Consider the following 22,515-nt stretch of genomic DNA (forward strand, 5'->3'; position numbering starts at 1 on the left):
TCTGATCACATGGACGGACAGGATCGCCTCGGGGACGAGCAGCGCCTCGCGCTGGAGCTCGCGGCCATCGGGCAGCGGCTGGTGACGATCAGCTCGGAGATGCGGGAGCGCACTGCGGGCCCGGTGGCGGCTGCCGCCACCGCCGTGGCCGAGATCGTCGCACCTCCGACGCCCCCGCGGCCGATGCCCGCTCAGGCACCGGTTCCCGGTCCGATTCCACAGCAGGCACCGCCGCCGCCTCCCGTGCAGCAGCAGGTGCCGGCCAACCCGTGGTCGCAGCAGGCCGCCTCCGCACCGCTGCCTCCGCCCCCTGGCCCCCAGTTCCCCCCGCCTTCGCAGGCGCCGTGGCCGCCGCAGCAGCCGTGGGGTCCGCCCCCGCCGCGGGAGACGTTGTTCGAGAAGCTCGGCAAGGACGGCGCCGGAGCCAAGCTGCTGGCGTGGGTCGGTGGCGCGATCACCGTGCTCGGCTTCGTGTTGCTGCTGGTCCTGGCCGTGCAGCGCGGCTGGCTCGGCCCGCTGCCGCGGGTGATCGGCGGCGCGGTGTTCAGCAGCGCGCTGATCGGCATCGGCGTGTGGCTGCACCGCACCCCGGCCGGACGCGTGGGGGCGTTCGCGCTGGCCTTCACCGGTTTCGCGGGGCTCTACCTCGACGTCATCGCGGCCACGAGCCTCTACCACTACTTCCCGCCCGCGGCCGGGCTCCTCGTCGGGCTCGCCGTCGCCGTCACCGGTGTCGTGCTCGCGGTGCGCTGGGACTCGCAAGCGCTCGCGGTCACCGTCGTCACCGCCTGCGCCGTCTGCTCACCCGCGCTGACCGAGGGCTTCACGGTCCTGCTCGTCGCGTTCCTGCTGGTGCTCAAGATGGCCAGCACGCCGGTGCAGATCCGGCGCAACTGGCCGGGTCTCGCCATCGCCGGTGGCTTCCCCGCGATCGTCGCTTCGCTGGTCACGACCGCGAACGCCATCCCGCGCAGCTACGAGTGGACCGTCGTCGGGGTCGCCGCGGCGACGACCGTCGTCGGCATCGTGGTGGCGTTGCTGACGATCAGGAAGCGGCGCGACGACGTCGTGGCGATCGCGCTGGTCGCCGGGTCGGCCCTGCCGGCGTTGTTCGCGACGACGTTGCTGGACAGGACGTCCGCCTCGGTCCTCGCCGGTGCGGTGGCCGCGGTGCTGCTCGCGATCTGGATGGTCCCGGACCTGCCGCGAGCGTTTGCGACGGCGGCCGGTGCGACGGGCATGCTCGCGTTGTTCCAGACCACGGTCATCGCTCTCGACGGCAACGTGCGCACGGCGATCGTGCTGGCAGAGGCGGTGCTGCTGGCGTTCCTCGCGGCACGGCTGGGCAAGCGGAGCGCGCTGGTCGGGTCGATCGTGTTCGGCGTCGTCGGGTTCTTCATGGCCGTCGGGTTCGCCGTGCCGATCACGTGGCTGGTCGAGGAACCCCGGTTCTTCAACACCGTCTCGCCGGGTGACTACGCGGCCGGGCTCGTCACCGCCGTGGTGCTGGGGATCTACGCGGCCGTCGCACCGTGGGCCGCGCTGAAGATGCAGGTGCTGCGGGAGCCGGCGCGCCACCCGTTCCCGTGGATCGTCTCGGGCCTGGTGCTGCTCTACGGCGCGGCGGGTGTGGTGCTGTGCGCGGCGCTGCTCGTGTCGCCGGACGAGACCGGGTTCCTCTTCGGACACTCGATCGTCACCGTGTCGTGGACGATCGCGGCGTTGTTCCTGCTGGTGAAGGGGATCGGCAACAAGGCGCTGCGGATCTCCGGCCTGATCCTGGTCGCCGCCGCGGTGGTGAAGCTGGTGCTGTTCGACCTGTCCGCGCTCGACGGCATCGCCCGCGTGCTGGCGTTCCTCGGTGCCGGTCTGGTCCTGCTCACCGCGGGCACCCGGTACGCCAAGCTGGTGGCGTCGGCCAACGGTCCTCGTTAGTACTACGAGAAGGCAAAGATTTCGCTCGACCGGGTGACCGAAGTGGATTGAAAGCACCCGGAAGTGGTCCCATCGCCGCATGGCAAAGCCACGCCTCGTGGCCGCGGTTATCGCGCTCTCGGCGGCCTTCGCGGCGATGGGTGTTCAGCAACGGCTCGAGTACACCACCACTTCCTCCGCTTCGGTCGCGCCGCTCGCGTACGTGGTGGGCAAGTCGGGTCTCGTCCAGATCGTCGACACGAGAACCGGTGCCGTTCTCGCCAAGGCCGACACCGGCGGCCGGGCGACGGGGGTCGCCGTGTCGCCGGACGGGCTGCGGCTCTACGTGGTCAACGGCTGGACCGGCGCGATCACCGTGGTCGACCCGCGTTCCGGGGAGATCCTCGACCGGATCTTCACGCAGGTGCAGCTGTCGCACGCGGTGATGCGCCCGGACGGCCAGCGGCTCTACGTCTCGGCCAGCGGCGGCGTCGCGGTGGTGGACCCGGAGGACTTCCGGCTGGTCGCGGCGATCAGGGTCGGCGGTCAGCCGCAGGGCCTCGCGGTGCACCCGGACAACGAGGTGCTCTACGTCGCGAACTCGCAGGACGGCACGGTCGGCCTGGTCGACACCGCGACGGCGTCCCAGACCTCGACGATCGAGGTGGGCGGCATGCCGCAGTTCCTGGCGATCTCCCCCGACGGCAGCCGGCTCTACGTGAGCACCCTGCGCCTGGGCGAGCAGACGCCCGGCACGCTGCTGGTGATCGACACGGTCGCGAACCGCGTGGTCGGTTCGGTCGAGGTGGGCAGGGGAGCGGGCAGCATCGCGGTCACGCCGGACGGTGCCACGGTCTACCTGACGCTGCCGAAGGAGAGCGAGGTCGTGGTCGTCGACGCGGCCACCATGACGGTGCGCGAACGTTTGCCCATCGACTCGCCGGGCGTCGCCATCGCTCCGGGCGACTCGAGGGTTTTCCTCGCGACCGGAGCGACGACGACGGTGCTGGACAGCTCGAACACCGTGCTCACCACGTACCGGATGACGACGGACGGGCTGGGGGAGATGGGGCCGCGCCGGTTCGACGCGGCCATGATCGCCTTCTCCGCCGGTCAGCGCACCCCGACGGGCTCGCGGATCTCGTCGTCCCAGTCGTCGAAGTCGTCGACCGGCTCGTCGTGAAGCGCGAGGCGTTCCTGGATCCGCTTGAGCGGACCGGGTGACCACCACGCGGCGTTGCCCAGGAGCTTGAGCACAGCGGGCACGAGCAGCATCCGGACCACGGTGGCGTCGAGCGCCAGCGCGAGGATCATGCCGACACCGACGAACCGCATCATCGCGACCTGCGAGAACGCGAACGCGCCCGTCACGACGATCAGCAGCAGCGCCGCCGACGTGATCACCCGGCCGGTCTTGGCCAGACCGGTGGTCACGGCCTCCTCGGTCGTCGCGCCCTGGCTGCGGGCCTCGACCATGCGGGAGAGCAGGAAGACCTCGTAGTCCGTCGACAGGCCGAACACGATCGCCGCCATCAGCACGACGATGCCGGACTCGAGCGGCCCCGGCGTGACGCCGAGCCAGCCGGCGCCGTGGCCCTCCTGGAAGACCCAGACCAGCACGCCGAACGTCGCCGACAGCGACAGCGCGCTCATCAGCACCGCCTTGATCGGCAGCACGACCGAGCCGAACGCGAGGAACATCAGGATCAGCGTGGCGCCGACGAGCAGCGCGATCATCAACGGCAGGCCCGCCGCGATGGCGTCGAGGGAGTCGCTGACGATGGCGGTACTGCCGCCGACCAGGACCTCGGCGCCGGCGGGCGGCGTGAGCGCTCGGACGTCCTTGAGCGCCTGCTTCGACTCCTCGCTCAACGCGTCGTTGTCGAGCCCGGCCGAGGCGGACGTGACGCCGTTGGCGGCGCCGGTCGGCTGGACGTCCTTGACGCCCGCGACGTCCTTGACCTTGCCGAGGTACTCCTGGACCGCGGCCTGGTCGCCGCCCTTGACGACGATCTTGAAGCCCTGGCTGGAGAGCGCGGAGAAGTTCTGGTTGATGTTCTCCGTGGCGACGCGCACCGCGTTGCCCTCGGGCAGCACCTTCTCGGTGACCTGGCCGAACTGCACGTTCAGGAACGGCGAACCGAGCGCGACCAGCACGCCGATGATCGGCACGGCGATCAGCACGGGCCGCTTCATGACCGCGCCGCTGAGCTTGCGCCAGCCGCGTTCGCTCGGCTCCTTCTTGCGCCACGGCATGGCGAGCTTGTCGACCCGCTTGCCCAGGACGCCGAGCAGCGCGGGCAGCAGGGTGAGCGAGACCAGCGCCGCGATCGCGACCGACGCCACACCGCCGTACGCGAGGGACTTCAGGAAGCCGTGCGGGAAGAGCAGCAGGCCGGCCAGTGCGATGACCAGCAGCGTCGCGCTGAACACGACGGTGCGACCGGCGGACGCGACCGTGCGGCCGACGGCCTGTTCGGTGGTGCGTCCCTGCGCGAGCTCCTCGCGGAACCGGCCGACCATGAAGAGGCCGTAGTCGATCGCCATGCCGAGGCCGAGCAGCGACGCGACGTTGACGGCGAACGAGTTGACCTCGGTGAAGATCGCGACGGCGTGCAGCACGCCGAGCGCGCCCATGATCGCGAGACCGCCGACGACGACCGGGAGGCTGGCAGCGACCAGGCCGCCGAAGATGATCACGAGCAGGAGCAGGACCAGCGGCAACGAGAACATCTCGGCGCGCGTCAGGTCTTCCTGCGACATGTCGTTGATGGCCTTCTGGGTGGGCACGAGCCCACCGACCTGGTGCGTGAAGCCGTCGATCGCGAGCTGGCCCTCGACGTCCTGGAACTGCTTGATCTGCTCGTTGGAGTCGCCGCTGCTCAGCGTGATGGCGACGAGCGCCTGCCGCTGGTCGTCGGACGGCACCGGCCCGACGGTCTTGAGCACGTCGTCCTTGGGGAAGCCGCTGATGTGGTCGGCGACCTTCTTGAGCTCGAGCGGGTTCGCGAAGTCGCCGCGGTAAATGACGATCACGTCACCGTTCTGCCGCCCGAACGCCTCCTCGGCTACCTTGTCGGCCCGCGCCGCCTCGCTGGAAGGAGCCTCGTAGCCGCCCTGACTGAGCTTGTCGAACACGCCCAGGCCCCACACGCCGCCCAGAACGGCGAGAAGCACCGTCGCGACCAACACCACCCATCGGCGGCGATATGCGATCGAGCCCCACTTCGCGAACATCGGCGACGGCCTCCTGGGTTACCGTTCTGTAAATCCCGTGAACTTGCGTAAACACCGTTCACTGAAACCGTACGGGGCCGTGGACAGGGTCTACAACCCGATGGAGTGACATATGACCGAGGCCACTCGCCGAGAACGACTCCGTGCTGAGACCGAGCGTGAGATCCGGCAGGCGGCCCGCGCTCTATTGGTGGAAAGCGGACGTGACGCGGTTACCCTCCGTGCGATCGCACGCAAACTGGGGATCACCGCACCAGCCCTGTACCGCTACTACGACTCGCACGACGCCCTGCTGCGCCAGCTGTGCGACGACATCTGCGACGACATGGCCTCAGCCCTGCACGCGAACCTGGCAGCGGAGACGTCAGGCCAGGTCGGCTGCAAGGTGAGGGCGGTGTGCCACGCGTTCCGCCGGTGGGCTCTGGCCCACCCGCAGGAGTTCGCGCTGGTCTTCGCGTCGCCACGGGACCCGATCGGCGCCGACCAGTTCGGCTCGGTCTTCCTGCAGCTCGCGGGTCCGCTGATCGCGTCCAACGAGGACGCGAACCACGTGGGCGAGGAGGTGCCCGCGATCCTGCACGAGGACCTGGTGCGGTTCCAGCAGGTGCTGCGGGACGCGGTGGCCACGCACGGGGTGACACTGTCGGACGAGGTGCTCAACCTGGGCAAGATCTACCACGTCGTGCAGTCGTGGGTGCGGCTGTACGGGCACGTGGCGCTGGAGGTGTTCGGGCGGTTCCCGTTCGCGGTGAGCAACCCGGAGCCGATGTTCGACAGCATGCTGGACCAGATGCTGGAGGAGATCGGGTTCGCGGAGGCGGCCGGTCGCTGATGTAGCGCGGGGCGGCCGTTCGGCGACATACGACCCGTGGTCGACGCCAAGAACCCGGAAGAACCCGCTGATCTGCCTGCCGTCGTCGAGGAACCGGTCTCGCCGGGCGGTCCCGGCCAGGCGATCCTCGACCTGCTGGACAAGGCCATCGGCCTGCAAACACCGCTAATCCGCAAGAACATCGCGCGTGCCCGGCAGCGCAACCCCGAGGCGACTCCGGCGGAGGTCATCGGCACGCTGGAGAAGATGTACGTCAGCGCCCTGGCCGGCACGGGTGCCGCGGTCGGGGGAGCCGCGGCCGCGCCCGGCGTCGGCACAGGAGTAGCCCTGGCGTTGTCGGCGGGCGAGGCGCTGACGTCGTTCGAGCTCAGCGCCCTGTTCGTGCTCTCCGCAGCCGAGGTCCACGGCATCCCGCTCGACGAGATCGAACGCCGCCGGACTCTCGTCCTGGGCATCCTGCTCGGCGAGTCGGGGTCCAAGACCATCGGCAAGGTGGCCGAACGCACCGGCCGGCACTGGGCGCGCCAGATCATCAGCGCGGTGCCGACGACGACCCTGAAGCAGATCAACCGCGTCCTGGGCGTCAACTTCGTCACCAAGTACGGCACCAAGCAGGGGATCGTCGTACTGGGTCGCGTGATCCCGTTCGGCATCGGCGCGCTGATCGGCGGCGGTGCCAACGCGACCATGGCCGTACTCGCCGTCAAAGCCGCGCGGCACGCGTTCGGCGACGCCCCCGAGTCGTGGCCGGAGCCGGCGCAGCCCGCAGCCGCGGAACCACGTGCGCGGGCGGACGGGTGAACCGGGTTCCGCGGCATTGAGCGAATGCGCACGCTGGACGGGTGGCAGATCGCCCGGAGATGCGCAACGAGGTGGTCGGCACGTCGGCCGGCGCGGTGGTCCAGGCGGGCACCCTCCACGGCGACGTGCACGTCCACGCCGCACAAGACCCGGTCGTCCCACGCCAACTGCCCTCCCGGTCGGGACTCTTCGCTGGTCGTGTCGACGAGCTGACCGCGCTCGACACCCAGCTGGGCAGGGCACCTTCCGGCAGCACGATGCTGATCTCGGCCGTCGGCGGCGCGGGCGGGATCGGCAAGACGTGGCTGGTGCTGCAGTGGGCGCACCGGCAGCTGGAGAACTTCCCCGACGGACAGCTGTTCGTCGACCTGCGCGGGTTCAGCCCGGACAGCGAGCCGATGGCGCCGGCGGTCGCCGTGCGGGTGTTCCTCGACGCGCTGGGCGTGGATCCCGCCAGGATGCCGGTCGACCTCACGGCGCAGGCCGCACTGTTCCGCAGCCTCGTCGCCCGCAAGCGGATCCTGATCGTGCTCGACAACGCGGCGGACGCCGGACAGGTCGTCCCCCTGCTACCCGGCGGTGACTCGTGCACCGTCGTGGTGACCAGCCGCCGTGCCCTCACCGGCCTGATCACCCGGCACGGCGCGCACCACCTGAGGCTCGACACGCTCACCGCGGTGGAAGCCCGCTTGCTGCTGGTCAGGCGGCTGGGAGCGGACCGCATCGCAGCCGAGCCCGCGGCGGTGACCGAGCTGGTCGAGCTGTGCGGCGGGTTCCCGCTGGCGCTCGGCATCATCGCCGGACGAGCCCTGGTCCACCGGCACGTCCCGCTGACGGAGCTCGCCGCCGAACTGCGCGACCTGGGCTTGGCAGCGTTGGTCGACGACGACCCGTCTGCTGGTCTGCCGACGGTGCTGTCCTGGTCCTTCGCCGCACTCACCGCACGTCAGCGCACGTTGTTCGTCCTGCTCGGGATCGCACCCGGTCCGGACATCGGTCTCCCGGCGGCCACGAATCTCGCCGGACTGGCGGTGGCGGAGACCGTCAAGGTGCTGCGAGAACTCGAAGAAGCGTCGCTGGTGTTGCGAAACGCGCGCGGCCGGTACTCGATGCACGACCTGATCCGCCACTACGCCGCCGACACCGCGCACGAGCAGCTGACCTCAGGCGAACGGGAGGCCGCACTGCGGCGCGTGATCGACTTCTACCTGCACACCGCGTACGCCGGCGACCGGGTCCTGGCTCCGAACCGGACGGCGCAGCAGCTGGATCCCCCGGAACGCGGCTGCACACCCGAGCCAGTGCCCGACGGAAAGACCGCCCTGGCGTGGTTCGACGTCGAACACCCATGCCTGCTGGCCGTTCTGCGCACCGCGGTCGACCAGAACCGGCACCGGACCACGTGGCTGCTGGCGTGGAGCTTGTCGATCTTCCATACCCGTCGCGGGCACGAGCGCGACAACCACGCCACCTGGCAGAAGGCGACGATCGCCGCCGAGCACCTGGACGATCCCCAGTTCCTGCTGGTGGCCCTCCGATTCCTCGGTGCCGGCTGTTCCACCCTCGGCAGGCACGACGAGGCGATCACACACCTCCGGCGCTGCCTGGAACTCGCCGAACGGCAGAACGACAAGGCGAACATCGGCGGCATCCACCGGGCCATCGCGTGGACCGCGGGCCGGCAAGGGCGCCACGAGCAGGCCGCGGCGCACACGGTCGAAGCAGTGACCCTGTTCCGCGAGATCGGCCACGGCCTGTGGGAGGCGTGGGCTCTCAACGACCTCGGTTGGTACACCGCTCAGCTCGGTGAGTTCGACCAGGCTCGCGGCCACTGCCAGGCGGCGCTCGCGTTGTTCGGCCGCCACCACGACGCCGACGGCGAGTCGGTCACGTGGGACAGCCTCGGCTACATCGAGCACCACAGAGGCAACCACCAGGACGCGGTCGGCCACTACCGCCGAGCGCTCGCGATGTGCCGCGACCTCGGCGCCACCTCGCAGCTCGCGGACACCCTCGACGGGCTGGGCCACCCGCTCGCCGCTCTGGGCTCGGACGACGAGGCGCGAGCAACGTGGCAAGAGGCGTTGGGGATGTACCTGGACCAGGGGAACGCCGAGGCCGCCGCACGGGTGCGACGGCAGCTCGACGCCCTCTGAGCTCCTGCTACAGAACGATGTTCACCAGGCGACCAGGCACCACGATCACCTTGCGCGGCTCACCACCCGCGACCAGTTCCGCGATCTTCTCCTCGGCCAGGGCCGCGGCCTTGATCTCGTCCTGGGCCGCGGACGCCGACACGACGACGCGCGAGCGGACCTTGCCGTTGACCTGGATCGGGTACTCGACGGTGTCCTCGACCAGGTACTGCTCGTCGGCGGCCGGGAACGGGCCGTGGGCCAGCGAGTCGGTGTTGCCCAGCTTCGTCCACAGCTCCTCGGCCACGTGCGGGGCCTGCGGAGCCAGCATCAGCACCAGGGGCTCGGCCAGTGCGCGGGGCGTGCCGGCGGCGTAGTGCTTGGTGACGTAGTTGTTCAGCTCGATCAGCTTCGCGCCCGCCGTGTTGTAGCGCAGGTTGGCGTAGTCGTCGTGGACGCCGGCGATGGTCTTGTGCAGCAGGCGCAGGGCCTCGGCGGACGGCGCGTCGTCGACCACGCGCAGGGAGCCGTCGGTCTCGTCGACCAGGTTGCGCCACAGGCGCTGCAGGAACCGTTGTGCGCCTACGACGTCCTTGGTCGCCCACGGGCGTGACACGTCCATCGGGCCCATGGACATCTCGTAGAACCGGAAGGTGTCGGCGCCGTACCGTTCGCACATCTCGTCGGGCGTGACGACGTTCTTCAGGCTCTTGCCCATCTTCCCGTACTCACGGCGCACTTCCTCGCCGTTGTAGAAGTACTTGCCGTCTTCCTCGACGACCTCGTCGGCCGGGACGTAGACGCCGCGCGGGTCGACGTAGGCGTACGCCTGGATGTAGCCCTGGTTGAACAGGCGGCGGTACGGCTCGTCGCCGGTCAGGTGGCCCAGGTCGAACAGGACCTTCTGCCAGAAGCGCGAGTACAGCAGGTGCAGGACGGCGTGCTCGACGCCGCCGATGTACAGGTCGACGCCACCGGGGTCGGTCGGGCCGTGCTCGGCCGTGCGCGGGCCCAGCCAGTACTTCTCGTTCTCCGGGTTGACGAACCGCTCGGTCTCGACCGGGTCGACGTAGCGCAGCTGGTACCAGCACGAACCAGCCCAGTTCGGCATCGTGTTCGTGTCGCGGCGGTAGGTCTTCGGTCCGTCGCCCAGGTCCAGTTCGACCGTCGTCCACTCCGTGGCGCGCGACAGCGGGGGCGACGGCTCGGTGTTCGCGTCCTCCGGGACGAACGTGCGGGGGGAGTAGTCGTCGACCTCCGGCAGCTCGATCGGCAGCATCGACTCCGGCAGCGCGATGGCGGTGCCGTTCTCGTCGTAGACGACCGGGAACGGCTCGCCCCAGTAGCGCTGGCGGCTGAACAGCCAGTCGCGCAGCTTGAACTGGACGGTGCCGTGGCCGTGGCCGTTCTCCTCCAGCCACCCGATGATCGTCTTCTTGGCGTCGTCGATCGCCATGCCGTCCAGGAAGCCGGAGTTGATCGCCGGCCCGTCGCCCGTGTAGGCGTCGCCCTCGAACCCTTCGGAGGGCTGGACGGTGCGGATGACGGGCAGGTCGAACTTGACGGCGAAGTCCCAGTCGCGCTGGTCCTGGCCGGGGACGGCCATGATCGCGCCGGTGCCGTAGCCCATCAGCACGTAGTCGGCGATGTAGACCGGGATCTCCTTGCCGTTCACCGGGTTCGTGGCGTACGCCCCGGTGAAGACGCCGGTCTTCTCCTTGTTCTCCTGACGGTCCAGTTCGGACTTCAGGGACGCGGCGCGCCGGTACGCGGCGATGTCTGCCACGCGATCGGGCGTCGCAATCTGGTCCACCAGCTCGTGTTCCGGTGCCAGGACCATGTAGGTCGCGCCGAACAGCGTGTCCGGACGGGTCGTGAAGACCTCAATGTTCTCGCTTCCCACCGCAAATCGGACTCGGGCACCGTGCGAGCGCCCGATCCAGTTGCGCTGCATGGCTTTGACCTTGTCGGGCCAGTCCAGCCGGTCCAGGTCGTCGATCAGCCGGTCCGAGTACGCGGTGATGCGCATCATCCACTGGCGCAGGTTTTTCCTGAACACGGGGAAGTTGCCACGCTCACTGCGACCGTCCGCGGTGACCTCTTCGTTCGCCAGCACAGTACCCAGTCCGGGACACCAGTTGACGGGCGCCTCCGACATGTAGGCCAGCCGGAAATCGCCCAAGATCCTTTGCTGGTCGGCAAAAGACAGCTCAGACCACGTCCGGCCACCCGGAACGTCCCGCTCGCCGGACTCGAACTGCGAGATCAACTCGGCGATGGGACGCGCCGTGCGGGCGTTCGCGTCGTACCAGGAGTTGAAGATCTGCAGGAAGATCCACTGAGTCCACTTGTAGTACTCGGGGTCGATCGTCGAGATGCGGCGCCGCTCGTCGTGACCCAGCCCCAGCCTGCGGATCTGGCGCAGGTAGGTGTTGATGTTGTCTTCGGTGGTCTTGCGCGGGTGCTGACCCGTCTGCACCGCGTACTGCTCGGCGGGCAGGCCGAACGCGTCGAAACCCATGGTGTGCAGCACGTTGCGGCCGTTCATGCGGTGGTACCGCGCGAAGACGTCCGTGCCGATGAAGCCCAGCGGGTGGCCGACGTGCAGGCCGGCGCCGCTCGGGTACGGGAACATGTCCTGCACGAACAGCTTGTCCGCGGGCACGTCACCCTTGAGCGCCCCCACCGGGTTCGGCGCGTAGTAGGTGCCGTGGTCCTCCCAGTACCGCTGCCACCGCTCCTCGATCTGGTTCGCCAGCTCGGCGGTGTAGCGGTAGGCGGGGATCTCCGCCGCGTCCGTGCTCATCTCAACGTCCCTCTCACATCGATCCTGCCCCTGACATGACGAAACCCCCCAGCCCAGACGGGCATGGAGGGTGGCCGCGCCGACCGTCTTGCGATCAGGTCGTCGCGGCTAGATAAGGAGCAGGCGGGCCGTGCTCATGTCCTCAACGGTATCAGCGCAGCGCAAGCGCGATGCACCGGGCGGTGGCGTGCGGCACACCAGGCCGGGGTGAGTCCGGGGGAACGCCGGCCCCGGCTTACCCTCATGGGGTGAACATCGTGCTGTCGGTCGTCCTGGGTCTGCTCGGCGTCGCTCTCGGCGCGGTCGGTCTGCTGGGTCTGCAGGGCAAGCTGCGCCGCAACCGGTACGTCGGTGTGCGCACCGCGGCCGCCGTGCGTGACGAGGAGACGTTCGCGCTGGCCAACCGGGTCGCGGGCGTCCCGAACGTCGCGGCAGGGGTCGTGGCTGTCGTGTCGGGCGCGATGGCGTTCGTCATGGAGGACCTGGCCGTCACCGCCGGGATCATCGGCCTGGTCGGCGCGCTGGCCATCGCTTTCGCCGGCGGGATCGTCGGCAGCCGCGCGGCGGCGCTGGTGCCCGAGCCGGTCAAGCCCAAGGGCTGCGGTGGCTGCGCCTGCGGTGGCGGTGGTTGCTCGCCCCTCGCCGGGCTCTGAGCCCACCAGACGCAGAAGGCCGGATCAGCGGATGATCCGGCCTTTTTGTTTCACGTGAATCAGTTGTCCCGGACGTCCTTCGGGTAGGTCGACAGCAGCGCCAGCGGCATGCCCTGGCGGCGCAGCACCCGGCCCCAGAGGTCGACGTTCGCCCCGACCAGCACGTCGTCGGCCAGTCCCGTCACGACCATCCAGTCACCCCGTTCGATCTCACCCGCGAGCTGACCCTCGCCCCAGCCCGAGTAGCCCGCGAACACGCGCAGGCCCCGGACCAGCGGCATCAGGTCGTCCGGCTCGGCGTCCAGGTCGATCAGCGCCACCGGGCCCTGCACGCCGACCAGACCCTCCACCTCGGACGGGTCGGTGCCCGCCTTCAACGCCGCCAGGCACAGCGCCGTCTTCTGCTCCACCGGACCGCCCACGTAGATGCACTGCGGCTTCGTCACGCGGTCACCCCACGGCGGCAGCACGTCCACCACCGCCACTTCGGACGGACGGTTCAACACGACGCCGAGGGTTCCCTCAGGGCGTTGGTCGATGATGTAGACGACGGTGCGCGTGAAGTTCGGGTCGTTCAGGCTCGGAGCGGCAACCAAGAGGGAGCCTGGCTCGACTTCGGCATCGGGACGCACGTCACCATGAAATCACCCGTGATCGTCGGAACAACTCAGGGCCGCGCCCCGTTAGACTCAACTGTCGGATGTCTTTGTGTCCCCCGGGCTCAACAGACAACTGCCTTCGCGGAATACCGTTCGGCTGGAGCCGCGTAGTGCACCGCGCCGTGAGGCGACCTGGCATCCGATCCAGGGGAGCCGGACCGCGAGGTCCGGCTTTCGTGGTTTTCACGGCAGCGCGCATAGAGTGCAGCGGTGACAACGCTTGCGGTGGAGAAGCACCACTGGGGATCACGCCGGTTCCTCGGCATTCCCGAGTACCGCAGGCTCCTCGCCACCCGCCTCGCCTCGCAGTGGGGCGACGGGCTCTTCCAGGCCGGTCTCGCGGGCGCCGTGCTCTTCAACCCCGAACGGCAGGCCGACCCCGCGGCGATCGCGGCCGGGTTCGCCGTGCTGCTGCTGCCGTACTCGCTGATCGGACCGTTCGCGGGTGCGTTGCTCGACCGGTGGGACCGCCGGAAGGTCATCGTCGTCGCGAACGTCCTGCGGGGCGTGTTCGTGCTGTTCACCGCCTTGGCCGTGGGTGCGGGGCTGAGCGGGGTGCCGCTCTACGTCTCGGCGCTCGTCGTGATGGGCATCGGCCGGTTCGTCGGGTCGGGCCTGTCCGCCTCGCTGCCGCACCTCGTCCCCGAGGACCACCTCGTCGAGGCGAACGCGCTGGCCACGACGGCGGGCGCGATCATGGCCGTAATCGGTGCCGCCTGCGCGATCGGGTTCCGCACGGTCCTCGGCGCGGGGGACGGCGGGTCGGGCTGGACCACCAGCATCGCCGCGGTCGGGCTGCTGCTCGGCGCGTTCATCGCCAGCCGGTTCAAGCCGGGCGTGCTCGGGCCGGACGAGGTCGACGAGCCGCACCACGCCGTCACGGCCGTGGCCCGCGGCCTGCTCGACGGCGGCAAGGCCACGCTGCAGACCCCCAGCGTCACGGCCGGGCTCGTGGCCCTGCTCGCGCACCGGGCCGGGTTCGCCATCAGCCTGATGATCACCCTGCTGTTGATGCGCTACAGCCTGGAGGACGTCGGCATCCTCAAGGCCGGCATCGGCGGGCTGGGCGAGATCGCCGTCGCGGGCGGGGCGGGCATCCTGCTCGCCGGGCTGCTCACCGACCGGATCGTCGACCGGTTCGGCGTGAAGCGCACGATCTGCGGCGCGCTGCTGCTCACGGCTGCCGCGCAGGTCGGGCTCGGGCTGCCGATGACGCTGCCGACCATCCTCGCCGCCGGGTTCTTCGTCATCTTCGCCGGTCAGGTCGTCAAGCTGTGCGTGGACACCGCGGTGCAGCACGACGTCGGCGACGAGGTGCGCGGGCGCGTGTTCGCGCTCTACGACACCCTCTTCAACGTCACGCAGGTCACCGCGGTGTCCATCACCGCGACGGTGGTCCCCCTGGACGGGCGCTCGCCCGGCCTCCTGCTCACCGCCGCGGGTCTCTACCTGCTCGGACTCGCCGCGTACCTGGCACTGTCAGCGCGGAAACGGCAGGTGCAGCATCCCGGCCTCGTGCGCGAAGACGACGGCGGCGACCCGATCGGGTAGTTCCAGGCGCCGCAGTATGTCGCTGACCTCGTCGGCCACCTGTTGCAGCCCCAGGCCGAGCACGCGGGCTATCTCGTGGTCCTCGTGACCACGCGCCAGGCACCGCAGCACGACCCGCTGGTCGTCGGTCAGCACGTCGAGTCCGTTCACGGCAGGACCTGCGGAAAGTCCCCAGGAGAACATCGGCACCACCCCCATGAGCACATGCCCATGGTGCCCCCTCCCGCTGACGCTTCGCTAACGCGGGGATGTCACCCCGTCACGACGCGTCACGACGACGGCGGAGTGATCCCCTGTTCGCGCGCCCAGTCGAGCAACGCAGCCTCGGCCTCGTCACGGTCCAGCGGTCCCCGGTCGAGCCGCAGCTCCTTGAGGAACTTCCACGCGGCACCGACCTGCGGGCCCGGCGGCAGGCCGAGCAGCTTCATGATCTCGTTGCCGTCGAGGTCCGGGCGCACGCGCGCGAGGTCTTCCTCGGCCGCGATGCGCGCGATGCGCTCCTCGAGGGAGTCGTACGTCCGGCGCAGCAGGTTCGCCTTGCGCTTGTTGCGGGTCGTGCAGTCGGCGCGGACGAGCTTGTGCAACCGCGTCAGCAGATCGCCGGCGTCCGTCACGTACCGGCGCACCGCCGAGTCGGTCCACTCGCCGTTGCCGTAGCCGTGGAACCGCAGGTGCAGGTAGACGAGCTTGGCGACGTCCTCGGTGATCTCCTTCGAGTACCGCAACGCCCGCAAGCGCTTGCGGACCATCTTCGCGCCCACGACCTCGTGGTGGTGGAACGAGACGCCGCCGCCGGACTCGAACTTCCTGGTGGCCGGTTTGCCGATGTCGTGCAGCAGCGCGGCGATCCTCAGCACCAGATCGGGTGACTGATCGACTTCTTCAAGATCGATTGCCTGTTCCAGCACAACCAGGGAGTGGTCGAAGACGTCCTTGTGCTGATGGTGTTCGTCGATTTCCAGCTTCATGGCCGTGAGCTCTGGCAGCACGACGTCTGCCAGCCCGGTCTCGACCATGAGCTCGATGCCGCGGCGGGGGTGCGCCCCGCACAGGAGCTTCGACAGCTCGACCTGCACGCGCTCCGGCGTGATGCGGGTGAGCTGTGCTGCCATCGACCGCATCGCCTCGACCACCCGCGGCGCCGCGGTGAAGCCGAGCTGGGAGACGAACCTGGCCGCCCGCAGCATCCGCAGCGGGTCGTCGCCGAACGACTCCTGCGGGGTCGCCGGCGTGTCCAGCACGCCCTCGCGGGCCGCCTGGAGGCCTCCGGTCGGGTCGACGAACTCGCCGGCCGCGATGTCGAACGCCATCGCGTTGACGGTGAAGTCGCGCCGGACGAGGTCGCCGTCGATCGAGTCGCCGAAGGTGACCTCGGGGTTGCGGGTGACGCCGTCGTAGACGTCCGCGCGGAAGGTCGTGATCTCGATGATCTCGCCCTTCTTCGAGGCGCCGACCGTCCCGAACGCGATGCCGGTGTCCCACTGCGCGTCGGCCCAGCCGCTCAGCAGCCGCTGGATCTCCGCAGGTCGCGCGTCGGTGGTGAAGTCGAAGTCGTTCGTCGGACGCCCGAGCACGGCGTCGCGCACGCTGCCACCCACCAGGTAGAGGCGCTTGCCGTCGGCTGTGAACCGGGCGGCGAGGTCGGCGACGACGGGTGTGATGGCGGGCGTTTCCACCACCGCATTCTGCTGGAGCGATCGAGACACGAGAAACCAGCGTACTTAAGGTTCGTAAGTACGATCGGGCGTATGTCCCCGTCAGCCGCACGTTCCGGGAGTCCCAAGCCGGGGCGCCGGAAGAAGCGCAGGGGCCGCAAGCTCAAGACGGTCGACGAGACGTCGGCGGGTGGCCTGGTGCTCGACGGCGAGCAGCGGGCCGCGGTGATCGGAAGACTTGACCGGCGGGGCCGGTTGCTGTGGTCTTTGCCCAAGGGTCACATCGAGGCCGGCGAGACCGCGGAACAGACCGCGGTGCGCGAGGTCGCCGAGGAGACCGGTATTCATAGCAGGGTGCTGCGCCCGCTGGGGTCGATCGACTACTGGTTCGTCGCTGACGACCGCCGGGTGCACAAGACGGTTCACCACTTCCTCCTCGAAGCGCTGGGGGGAGAGCTTTCCGACGAAGACGTGGAGGTCACCGAGGTGGCGTGGGTGCCACTCGGCGAGCTGGACGAGCGACTCGCGTATGCCGATGAGCGCCGTCTGGTCCGCCGAGCAGCCGAACTGCTCTCCGACCGCTGCCCGAACGGGGCGGAGTCGGCGTGAGCCTGAGGAAGCTCTTCTGCACAGCCGCCGCAGCCGCGTTCCTGGTGACAGCGACGCCGCTCGCGAGCGCCGTGGAGTCGCAGCCGGACGAGATCGACGCGCTGCCGTTCCTGCCCGCCCCCGCCACGCAGGTGTGGGCGACCAGATCCCTCTCCGCCCAGCCGGGCCAGCAGGCGCCGCAGTTCCTGCGCCTCGACATCGCCCAGCTGACACCCCGGTTCGTGACGAGCGACTCGCCCGGCACCGTCACGATCACCGGGTCGATCGTCAACGTCGGCGACCGCAAGGTCTCCGACATCGTGCTGCGCCTGGAGCGCGGCGACTCGCTCGACACCGAGGACGACCTGCGCAAGGCGTTGCGCGAACCGGCGGCGGCCGAGGCCGTGCAGCCGAAGTTCACGCAGATCGCGGACGCGCTCGAGCCCGGTCAGCAGAAGGACTTCACGCTGCAGGTGCCGCTGCGCGGCACCGACCCGACGTCGTTGCAGGTCGAGCAGCCCGGCATCTACCCGATCCTCGCGAACGTCAACGGCAGGCCGGACTACGGCGGCCAGGCGCGGCTTGCGGCGCTGTCGACGCTGCTGCCCGTGCTCGGGGTGCCCGGCGGCGAGACGAAGGGCAAGGCGGGAGCGCCCGCGAAGCTGACCGTCCTGTGGCCGATCGCCGACAAGCCGCGGCTGGTCCGCCTCGGCGGCCAGGGCCGGTCGGAGCTGATCGACGACGAGCTGACGGCGTCGCTCTCGGTCAACGGCCGGCTGTACGGCCTGCTGCAGGCCTACGAGCAGGCGATCTCGTCGATGAGCACGGGCATGTGCCTGGCCATCGACCCCGACCTGCTGCGGACCGTGCAGGCCATGAGCACCGGCTACACGGTCCGCGGCGGCACGAAGGGCAAGGGCGAGGTCGAGGCCAAGCTGTGGCTCGACCGGCTCAAGCTCGCCGTGACGGGCCGGTGCGTCGTCGCGCTGCCGTACGCCGACGCCGACCTCGTGGCGTTGAACAGGGCCAAGCTCGGCCCCATGCGCTCGCTCGCGGTGTCCGACGGTCCCGAGCTCATCCAGGACGTCCTGTCCGTGCAGCCGCTGCCCGACCTGGCGTGGCCGGAGGACGGCGTGCTGGACCAGTCGACGTTCGACGAGCTGGTCACCCCGCAGCCGGACAAGCGCTATCCCGGCGTGAAGTCGCTGCTGCTCGACCCGACCGGTGTCGCCGACGCCCCCGGCACCGCGCCGGTCGTCATCGGCGGCCAGCACCCGGTGACCGCGGTGAAGATCGACTCGATGGTCTCCGACGCGTTGCAGGGCAGCGAGTCGCGGCCGCGCACGCTTTCCGGGGTCACCTCGCCGTTCGAGAACCAGCCGGTGTCCGTGCAGAACGCGCTGGCGGTGCTCGTCTTCCGCGCCGGGTGGCAGGGCGACGGCCGGAACGTGCTGGTCACGCCGCCGCGCCGGTGGAACGCCCCGATCTCGGAGATGACCGAGTTCCTGACCGCCGCCCAGAAGCTCATCGGCGGCGGCTACGCGGCCCAGACCGGGCTCGAGGAGCTCACCAGGGCGACGCCCGCGGTGACGAACGCCAAGATCTCCTACCCGCCGGAGGCCGGTGCGCGGGAGATCTCGTCGATCATCTCCGACTCCGTCGCGAACCAGAGCGTGCAGCTCACGGGCCTGGTCGCGTCCATGCAGCAGGAAGACAGCGAGCACGCCTCGCCCGCCGACCTGGCCGACCCGCTGTGGCTCGGCCTGCTGCGCGCGATGTCGGGCGCGTGGCGGTCGAACGAGCAGGGCGCCCGGTCCGCCGCCGACATCAGCCAGGGCGAGATCAACGCGCTGACCGGCATGGTGGGCGTGACGCAGCCGAGCAGCCCGATCCTGCTGGGGTCCGGCGACAGCCCCATTCCCGTCACGATCACGAACAAGCTCGACGTGCGCGTGACCGTCCGGATCGCGCTGGCCGACACCCCCGGCATCCGCAAGCTCGACCTCGCCGACCAGGTGCTTCCCGCCCGCGGCGAACGCGTCGTGCGGGTGCCGGTCGAGGTGCTGCGGTCCGGCCGGTTCCCGGTCAACGTCCGCCTGACCACTCCCGAGGGCGTCGCTCTGGGTGACAGTGTCAAGCTGGAGGTGTCGTCCTCCGCCTACGGCACGATCACGGTGATCGTCACGGTGATCGCCGGGATCGCGCTCGTCCTGCTCTCCGGACGGCGCATCTACAAGCGGGTTCGCGCCCGCAACGGCGAGAACGGCGACGCACCGTCCATCGAGAACGTGACACCGGAGAAGTCGAGCGCGTGAGCGAGACAGCCACGACCACCGAACCAGAGCAGCAGAAGCAGGCACCGTCGGTCGCCAAGGCGAGCGGCTCGATGGCGATCGCCACGATCGTCAGCCGGGTCACAGGCCTGCTGTCGAAGGTGCTGCTGGTCGCCGCACTCGGCATCGGCACCCTCAACGACTCGTACCAGGCGGCCTCGACGCTGCCGACGATGATCAACGAGCTCCTCCTCGGCGGCATCCTGACCAGCGTGGCGATCCCGCTGCTGGTCCGCGCCGAGAAGGAGGACGGCGACGGCGGCGAGTCGTACGCCCAGTGGTTGATCAGCATGGGCACGGCGATCCTCGCGGCCGGCACGGTGATCGCGGTGGCCTGCGCCCCGCTGCTCACCTCGCTGTTCATCGCCGACTCGCCGAACGCGAACCGCGACCTGGTCACCGCGTTCGCCTACCTGGTGCTGCCGGGCATCGTGTTCTACGGCCTGACGGCGCTCATCGGCGCGGTGCTCAACGCCCGGCACGTGTTCGGCCTGCCCACCTGGGCGCCGGTCATGAACAACGTCGTCGTGATCGTCGTCCTCGGCGTCTACTGGATGCTGCCCGGCGAGATCACGCTCAACCCGGTCTCGATGACCGACACCCACCTGCTGGTGCTGGGTCTCGGCACCGCGCTCGGCGTGGCGGTGCAGGCGCTCGTGCTGTTCCCGGCCCTGCGCAGGACCGGTTTCCGGTTCAGGTGGCGGTTCGGCTGGGACGCGCGGCTCGCCGAGTTCGGCAACCTCGCGTTCTGGGTGCTGCTCTACGTCGGCCTCGGGTTCGCGAGCATGACGGTGCTGACCAAGGTCGCGACGCACGGCGAGGGCGCGCTGGGCGCGTTCAACTACCAGTGGCTGATCGCCCAGGTGCCGTACGGCGTGCTCGGCGTCTCGCTGCTGACCGCGCTGATGCCGAAGATGAGCCGGGCGGCCGCGAACAACGACAACGACGCGATCGTGCGCGACCTGCTGTTCGGCAACCGCATGTCGTCGATCCTGCTGATGCCGTTCAGCGTTCTGATGACGGTGTCCGGCGTGGCCATCGGCGTCGCGGCGTTCGGGTTCGGCAAGTCGGGCGTGGAGGGCGGCACGGCCGTCGGCCTGGCGCTCGCGCTGTCGGCGTTCGGCCTGGTGCCCTACGCGATCACGCTGCTGCAGCTGCGGGTCTTCTACGCGATGAAGGACGCGCGCACGCCGACGTTGATCCAGGCGCTGATCGTGGTCGTCCGGATCGCGTTGCTCTACTTCTTCCTCGCCGTGTCCGAACCGGAGCAGCTCGCGGTCGGCGTCTCGCTGGCGATGTCGCTGAGCTTCGTGTTCGGCGCGGTGGTCGGCCAGGTCTGGCTGCGGGTCCGCCTCGGGCGCCTGCGGACCGGCTTCACCATCTGGACCGTGTGCCTCACGGTGGTGGCCTCCGCGGTGGCCTTCGCCGTCGCCAAGGGGGTGAACGCGCTGGTCCTCGGCGCGATCGACTTCTCGAACCCGATCGTGGCCGCCTGGTTCGAGACCGTTCTGGTCACGCTGATCGGGTTGCCGCTGGCGTTCGGCCTGCTGGCCGCGTTCCGGGTGCCCGAGATGAAGCCGGCCATCGACAAGATCAACCGTTTGGTGCGGCGAAGGTGACTCCAGGCCGTGACCGTCTTCCCGTAACCTGGTCTCCGTGAGTAGCGGAGTCCACGCCGCCCTGGTCCCCGGCGGTGTCATCGGCAACGGCCGCTACCGGCTGCTCGCGAGCTCGGGCGCGGACGCCCGGTCGAACGCGGAGCTGTGGCGTGCGCGCGACGGTCAGCTCAACCGGGACGTGGCGCTGACCATCCTGCTCGGCGACCTCGCGGACAACGAGGCCGCCGCCCGTGCCCGTCGAACGGTCGAACGCGCGATGCACGCGTCGTCGTTCACGCACCCCGGCGTCTCCAGGGTGATCGACGTGCTGACGCCCGGCACCGGCATCCGCCCGGACGAGGGCATCCTCGGCATGGTCGTCGCCGAGTGGACCCAGGGCACCGACCTGATGGACCTCATCGCGGAGGGCCCGCTGCCGGCGGGCGCCGCGACCCGCCTGCTCGAACCGCTGGGCGCCGCCATCGAGGGCGCGCACCACGCCGGTCTCGTTCTGGGCGCCGACCACCCGCAGCGCATCCGGGTCACCTCGGACGGCCGGCTGCGCCTCGCGTTCCCCGGTCCGAGGCCCGATGCGATCGCGCGCGACGACGTCAAGGGCCTCGGCGCGATCCTGTACCTGCTGCTCACCGGCCGGTGGGCGTTGCCGGGCGGCCCCCAGGGCGTGCCGGCGGCCCCGACCGGCCCGGACGGCACGGTCGTCGCACCGAACGCACTGCACCCGTACCTCCCGCACGACCTGTCGTCGGTGGCCGTCCGATCGCTGGAAGACACGTCGGTGGGCGGCATTCGCACGTCGGCGGCGATCCTCCAGGTCCTCGACCAGATCGCGGCCGAGGAGGCCCAGACCGCGCTGATCCCCGCCGTCTCGTCGCGCGATGACGACGACCAGGTGGTGTGGACGACCCAGCGCCCGCGCGAGGACAAGCAGCAGAAGAAGAAGCTGTGGATCAGCGTCGGCGTGCTGGCACTGGCGACGGTGGCCGTCATCGTCTGGCTGAGCGTGCAGATCGTCGGCTTCTTCAGCGACGAGCCGTCCAAGGGCGGCGGCCCGACGGTGGTGATCAACCAGCCGGGCTCGAACGGCCAGACCGCACCGCCCGCCGTGGCCGCCGGCCCCGTGCAGCCGGGCCAGATCGGCGTCTACGACGTGACGAACCAGCCCGACAGCGCCAACCAGGCGAGCAGGGCGGTTGACACCAACGCGACCACGTTCTGGCGCACCGACAACTACTTCCAGCAGTTCCCGGCCCTCAAGCCGGGGATCGGGCTGATGGCGTCGTTCGCCGAGCCGGTGAAGCTGGCGTCGATCACGATCACCTCGCCCAGCAAGGGCACGCACGTCGAGATCCGGGTGGCGTCCGCGCAGAACTCGCCGCTCGAGGAGACGAAGGTCATCGGCGTCGCGGACCTGTCGGACGGGCAGACGCAGATCCAGCTGAACGAGCACGAGCCGACCGGGCACGTGCTGATCTGGATCACGAAGCTGGCCAGTGCGGGTGGCGGGAAGAACCAGTCGGAGATTCGGGAGATTCTGTACACGCGTGCGCAGTGATTTCGCGTGTGTAGTGATCTTGGCTGCTGTGTTTATTGGCCGCTGGCGCGGCGGCGAGTTCGTCTTTGAGCCGGTCGTGGGGGGGGGCGCAGGGGAGGAAAAACAGCCGCGAAGTGCCACCAGAAAAGGAAAAAAAAAAAAAGAACAACACCCACACACCCCACCCCCCCCCCCTTCTAC

17 protein-coding genes are annotated in these 22,515 nt (G+C 69.8%); 12 read left to right on the forward strand and 5 right to left on the reverse strand.

Annotated elements, in window-relative coordinates:
- The first annotated feature begins 9 nt into the window (after nt 1–9).
- Entirely contained in the window at nt 10–1,935 is a 1,926-nt protein-coding gene (locus ACFWV3_RS27070; RefSeq protein ID WP_382414937.1) for a DUF2339 domain-containing protein, read from the forward strand.
- Between the two features lie 79 nt (nt 1,936–2,014).
- Entirely contained in the window at nt 2,015–3,097 is a 1,083-nt protein-coding gene (locus tag ACFWV3_RS27075) for a cytochrome D1 domain-containing protein (protein ID WP_382414939.1), read from the forward strand.
- On the opposite strand, the gene ACFWV3_RS27080 is transcribed toward ACFWV3_RS27075, so the two are convergent.
- Nucleotides 3,028–5,151: an MMPL family transporter gene (locus ACFWV3_RS27080; protein ID WP_382414941.1), complete on the reverse strand. Its 2,124-nt coding sequence runs from the start codon at nt 5,149–5,151 to the stop codon at nt 3,028–3,030. The two genes, ACFWV3_RS27075 and ACFWV3_RS27080, sit on opposite strands and share 70 nt — an antisense overlap.
- A 112-nt stretch (nt 5,152–5,263) precedes the next feature.
- Between ACFWV3_RS27080 and ACFWV3_RS27085 the strand changes: the two genes are divergently transcribed.
- The 3 genes from ACFWV3_RS27085 to ACFWV3_RS27095 are packed head-to-tail and all read left to right on the forward strand — an operon-like array spanning nt 5,264 to nt 8,940.
- A complete protein-coding gene (locus ACFWV3_RS27085) occupies nt 5,264–5,983 on the forward strand; it encodes a TetR/AcrR family transcriptional regulator (protein WP_382414943.1) in 720 nt (239 codons plus the stop codon).
- A 36-nt stretch (nt 5,984–6,019) separates the two neighbouring features.
- Nucleotides 6,020–6,784, forward strand: coding sequence for a hypothetical protein (locus tag ACFWV3_RS27090; RefSeq protein ID WP_382414944.1), 765 nt, complete (start codon nt 6,020–6,022; stop codon nt 6,782–6,784).
- 41 nt (nt 6,785–6,825) lie between these two features.
- Nucleotides 6,826–8,940 (forward strand): ATP-binding protein, encoded by a 2,115-nt coding sequence (locus tag ACFWV3_RS27095; RefSeq protein ID WP_382414946.1) that lies wholly within the window; start codon nt 6,826–6,828, stop codon nt 8,938–8,940.
- A gap of 7 nt (nt 8,941–8,947) precedes the next feature.
- On the opposite strand, the gene leuS is transcribed toward ACFWV3_RS27095, so the two are convergent.
- Entirely contained in the window at nt 8,948–11,725 is a 2,778-nt protein-coding gene (gene leuS, locus ACFWV3_RS27100; protein WP_382414948.1) for a leucine--tRNA ligase, read from the reverse strand.
- A 248-nt stretch (nt 11,726–11,973) separates the two neighbouring features.
- On the opposite strand from leuS, the gene ACFWV3_RS27105 reads away from it, so the two are divergent.
- Nucleotides 11,974–12,378 carry an SdpI family protein gene (locus ACFWV3_RS27105; RefSeq protein ID WP_382414950.1) on the forward strand — a complete coding sequence of 135 codons (405 nt, stop codon included), beginning with the start codon at nt 11,974–11,976 and terminating at the stop codon, nt 12,376–12,378.
- Between the two features lie 59 nt (nt 12,379–12,437).
- Here the strand turns inward: ACFWV3_RS27105 and ACFWV3_RS27110 are convergent, their stop codons facing one another.
- On the reverse strand, nt 12,438–13,010 hold the full coding sequence (locus ACFWV3_RS27110) for a YqgE/AlgH family protein (RefSeq protein WP_382414952.1): 573 nt from the start codon (nt 13,008–13,010) through the stop codon (nt 12,438–12,440).
- 237 nt (nt 13,011–13,247) lie between these two features.
- Between ACFWV3_RS27110 and ACFWV3_RS27115 the strand changes: the two genes are divergently transcribed.
- Nucleotides 13,248–14,588, forward strand: coding sequence for an MFS transporter (locus ACFWV3_RS27115; protein ID WP_382414954.1), 1,341 nt, complete (start codon nt 13,248–13,250; stop codon nt 14,586–14,588).
- Here the strand turns inward: ACFWV3_RS27115 and ACFWV3_RS27120 are convergent.
- Complete coding sequence (locus ACFWV3_RS27120) at nt 14,517–14,786, reverse strand: LuxR C-terminal-related transcriptional regulator (protein WP_382415066.1); 270 nt, start codon at nt 14,784–14,786, stop codon at nt 14,517–14,519. The genes ACFWV3_RS27115 and ACFWV3_RS27120 overlap by 72 nt on opposite strands.
- 71 nt (nt 14,787–14,857) lie before the next feature.
- Nucleotides 14,858–16,294: a CCA tRNA nucleotidyltransferase gene (locus tag ACFWV3_RS27125; protein WP_382414956.1), complete on the reverse strand. Its 1,437-nt coding sequence runs from the start codon at nt 16,292–16,294 to the stop codon at nt 14,858–14,860.
- A 42-nt stretch (nt 16,295–16,336) separates the two neighbouring features.
- On the opposite strand from ACFWV3_RS27125, the gene ACFWV3_RS27130 reads away from it, so the two are divergent.
- The 5 genes from ACFWV3_RS27130 to ACFWV3_RS27150 all read left to right on the forward strand — a co-directional run.
- Nucleotides 16,337–16,852: an NUDIX hydrolase gene (locus ACFWV3_RS27130; protein ID WP_382414958.1), complete on the forward strand. Its 516-nt coding sequence runs from the start codon at nt 16,337–16,339 to the stop codon at nt 16,850–16,852.
- Nucleotides 16,849–19,146 (forward strand): DUF6049 family protein, encoded by a 2,298-nt coding sequence (locus tag ACFWV3_RS27135; protein ID WP_382414960.1) that lies wholly within the window; start codon nt 16,849–16,851, stop codon nt 19,144–19,146. The genes ACFWV3_RS27130 and ACFWV3_RS27135 overlap by 4 nt, the downstream gene beginning before the upstream one ends.
- Nucleotides 19,143–20,783, forward strand: coding sequence for a murein biosynthesis integral membrane protein MurJ (gene murJ / locus ACFWV3_RS27140; protein WP_382414962.1), 1,641 nt, complete (start codon nt 19,143–19,145; stop codon nt 20,781–20,783). The genes ACFWV3_RS27135 and murJ overlap by 4 nt, the downstream gene beginning before the upstream one ends.
- A 37-nt stretch (nt 20,784–20,820) precedes the next feature.
- Nucleotides 20,821–22,335, forward strand: a complete 1,515-nt coding sequence (locus tag ACFWV3_RS27145) for a protein kinase family protein (RefSeq protein WP_382414964.1) — start codon at nt 20,821–20,823, stop codon at nt 22,333–22,335.
- Nucleotides 22,325–22,515: hypothetical protein (locus ACFWV3_RS27150; RefSeq protein ID WP_382414966.1), on the forward strand; the 191-nt coding region annotated here is incomplete at its 3' end. The genes ACFWV3_RS27145 and ACFWV3_RS27150, both read left to right, overlap by 11 nt.

This window comes from Lentzea sp. NPDC059081, from assembly GCF_042738015.1.
GTDB lineage: Bacteria > Actinomycetota > Actinomycetes > Mycobacteriales > Pseudonocardiaceae > Lentzea.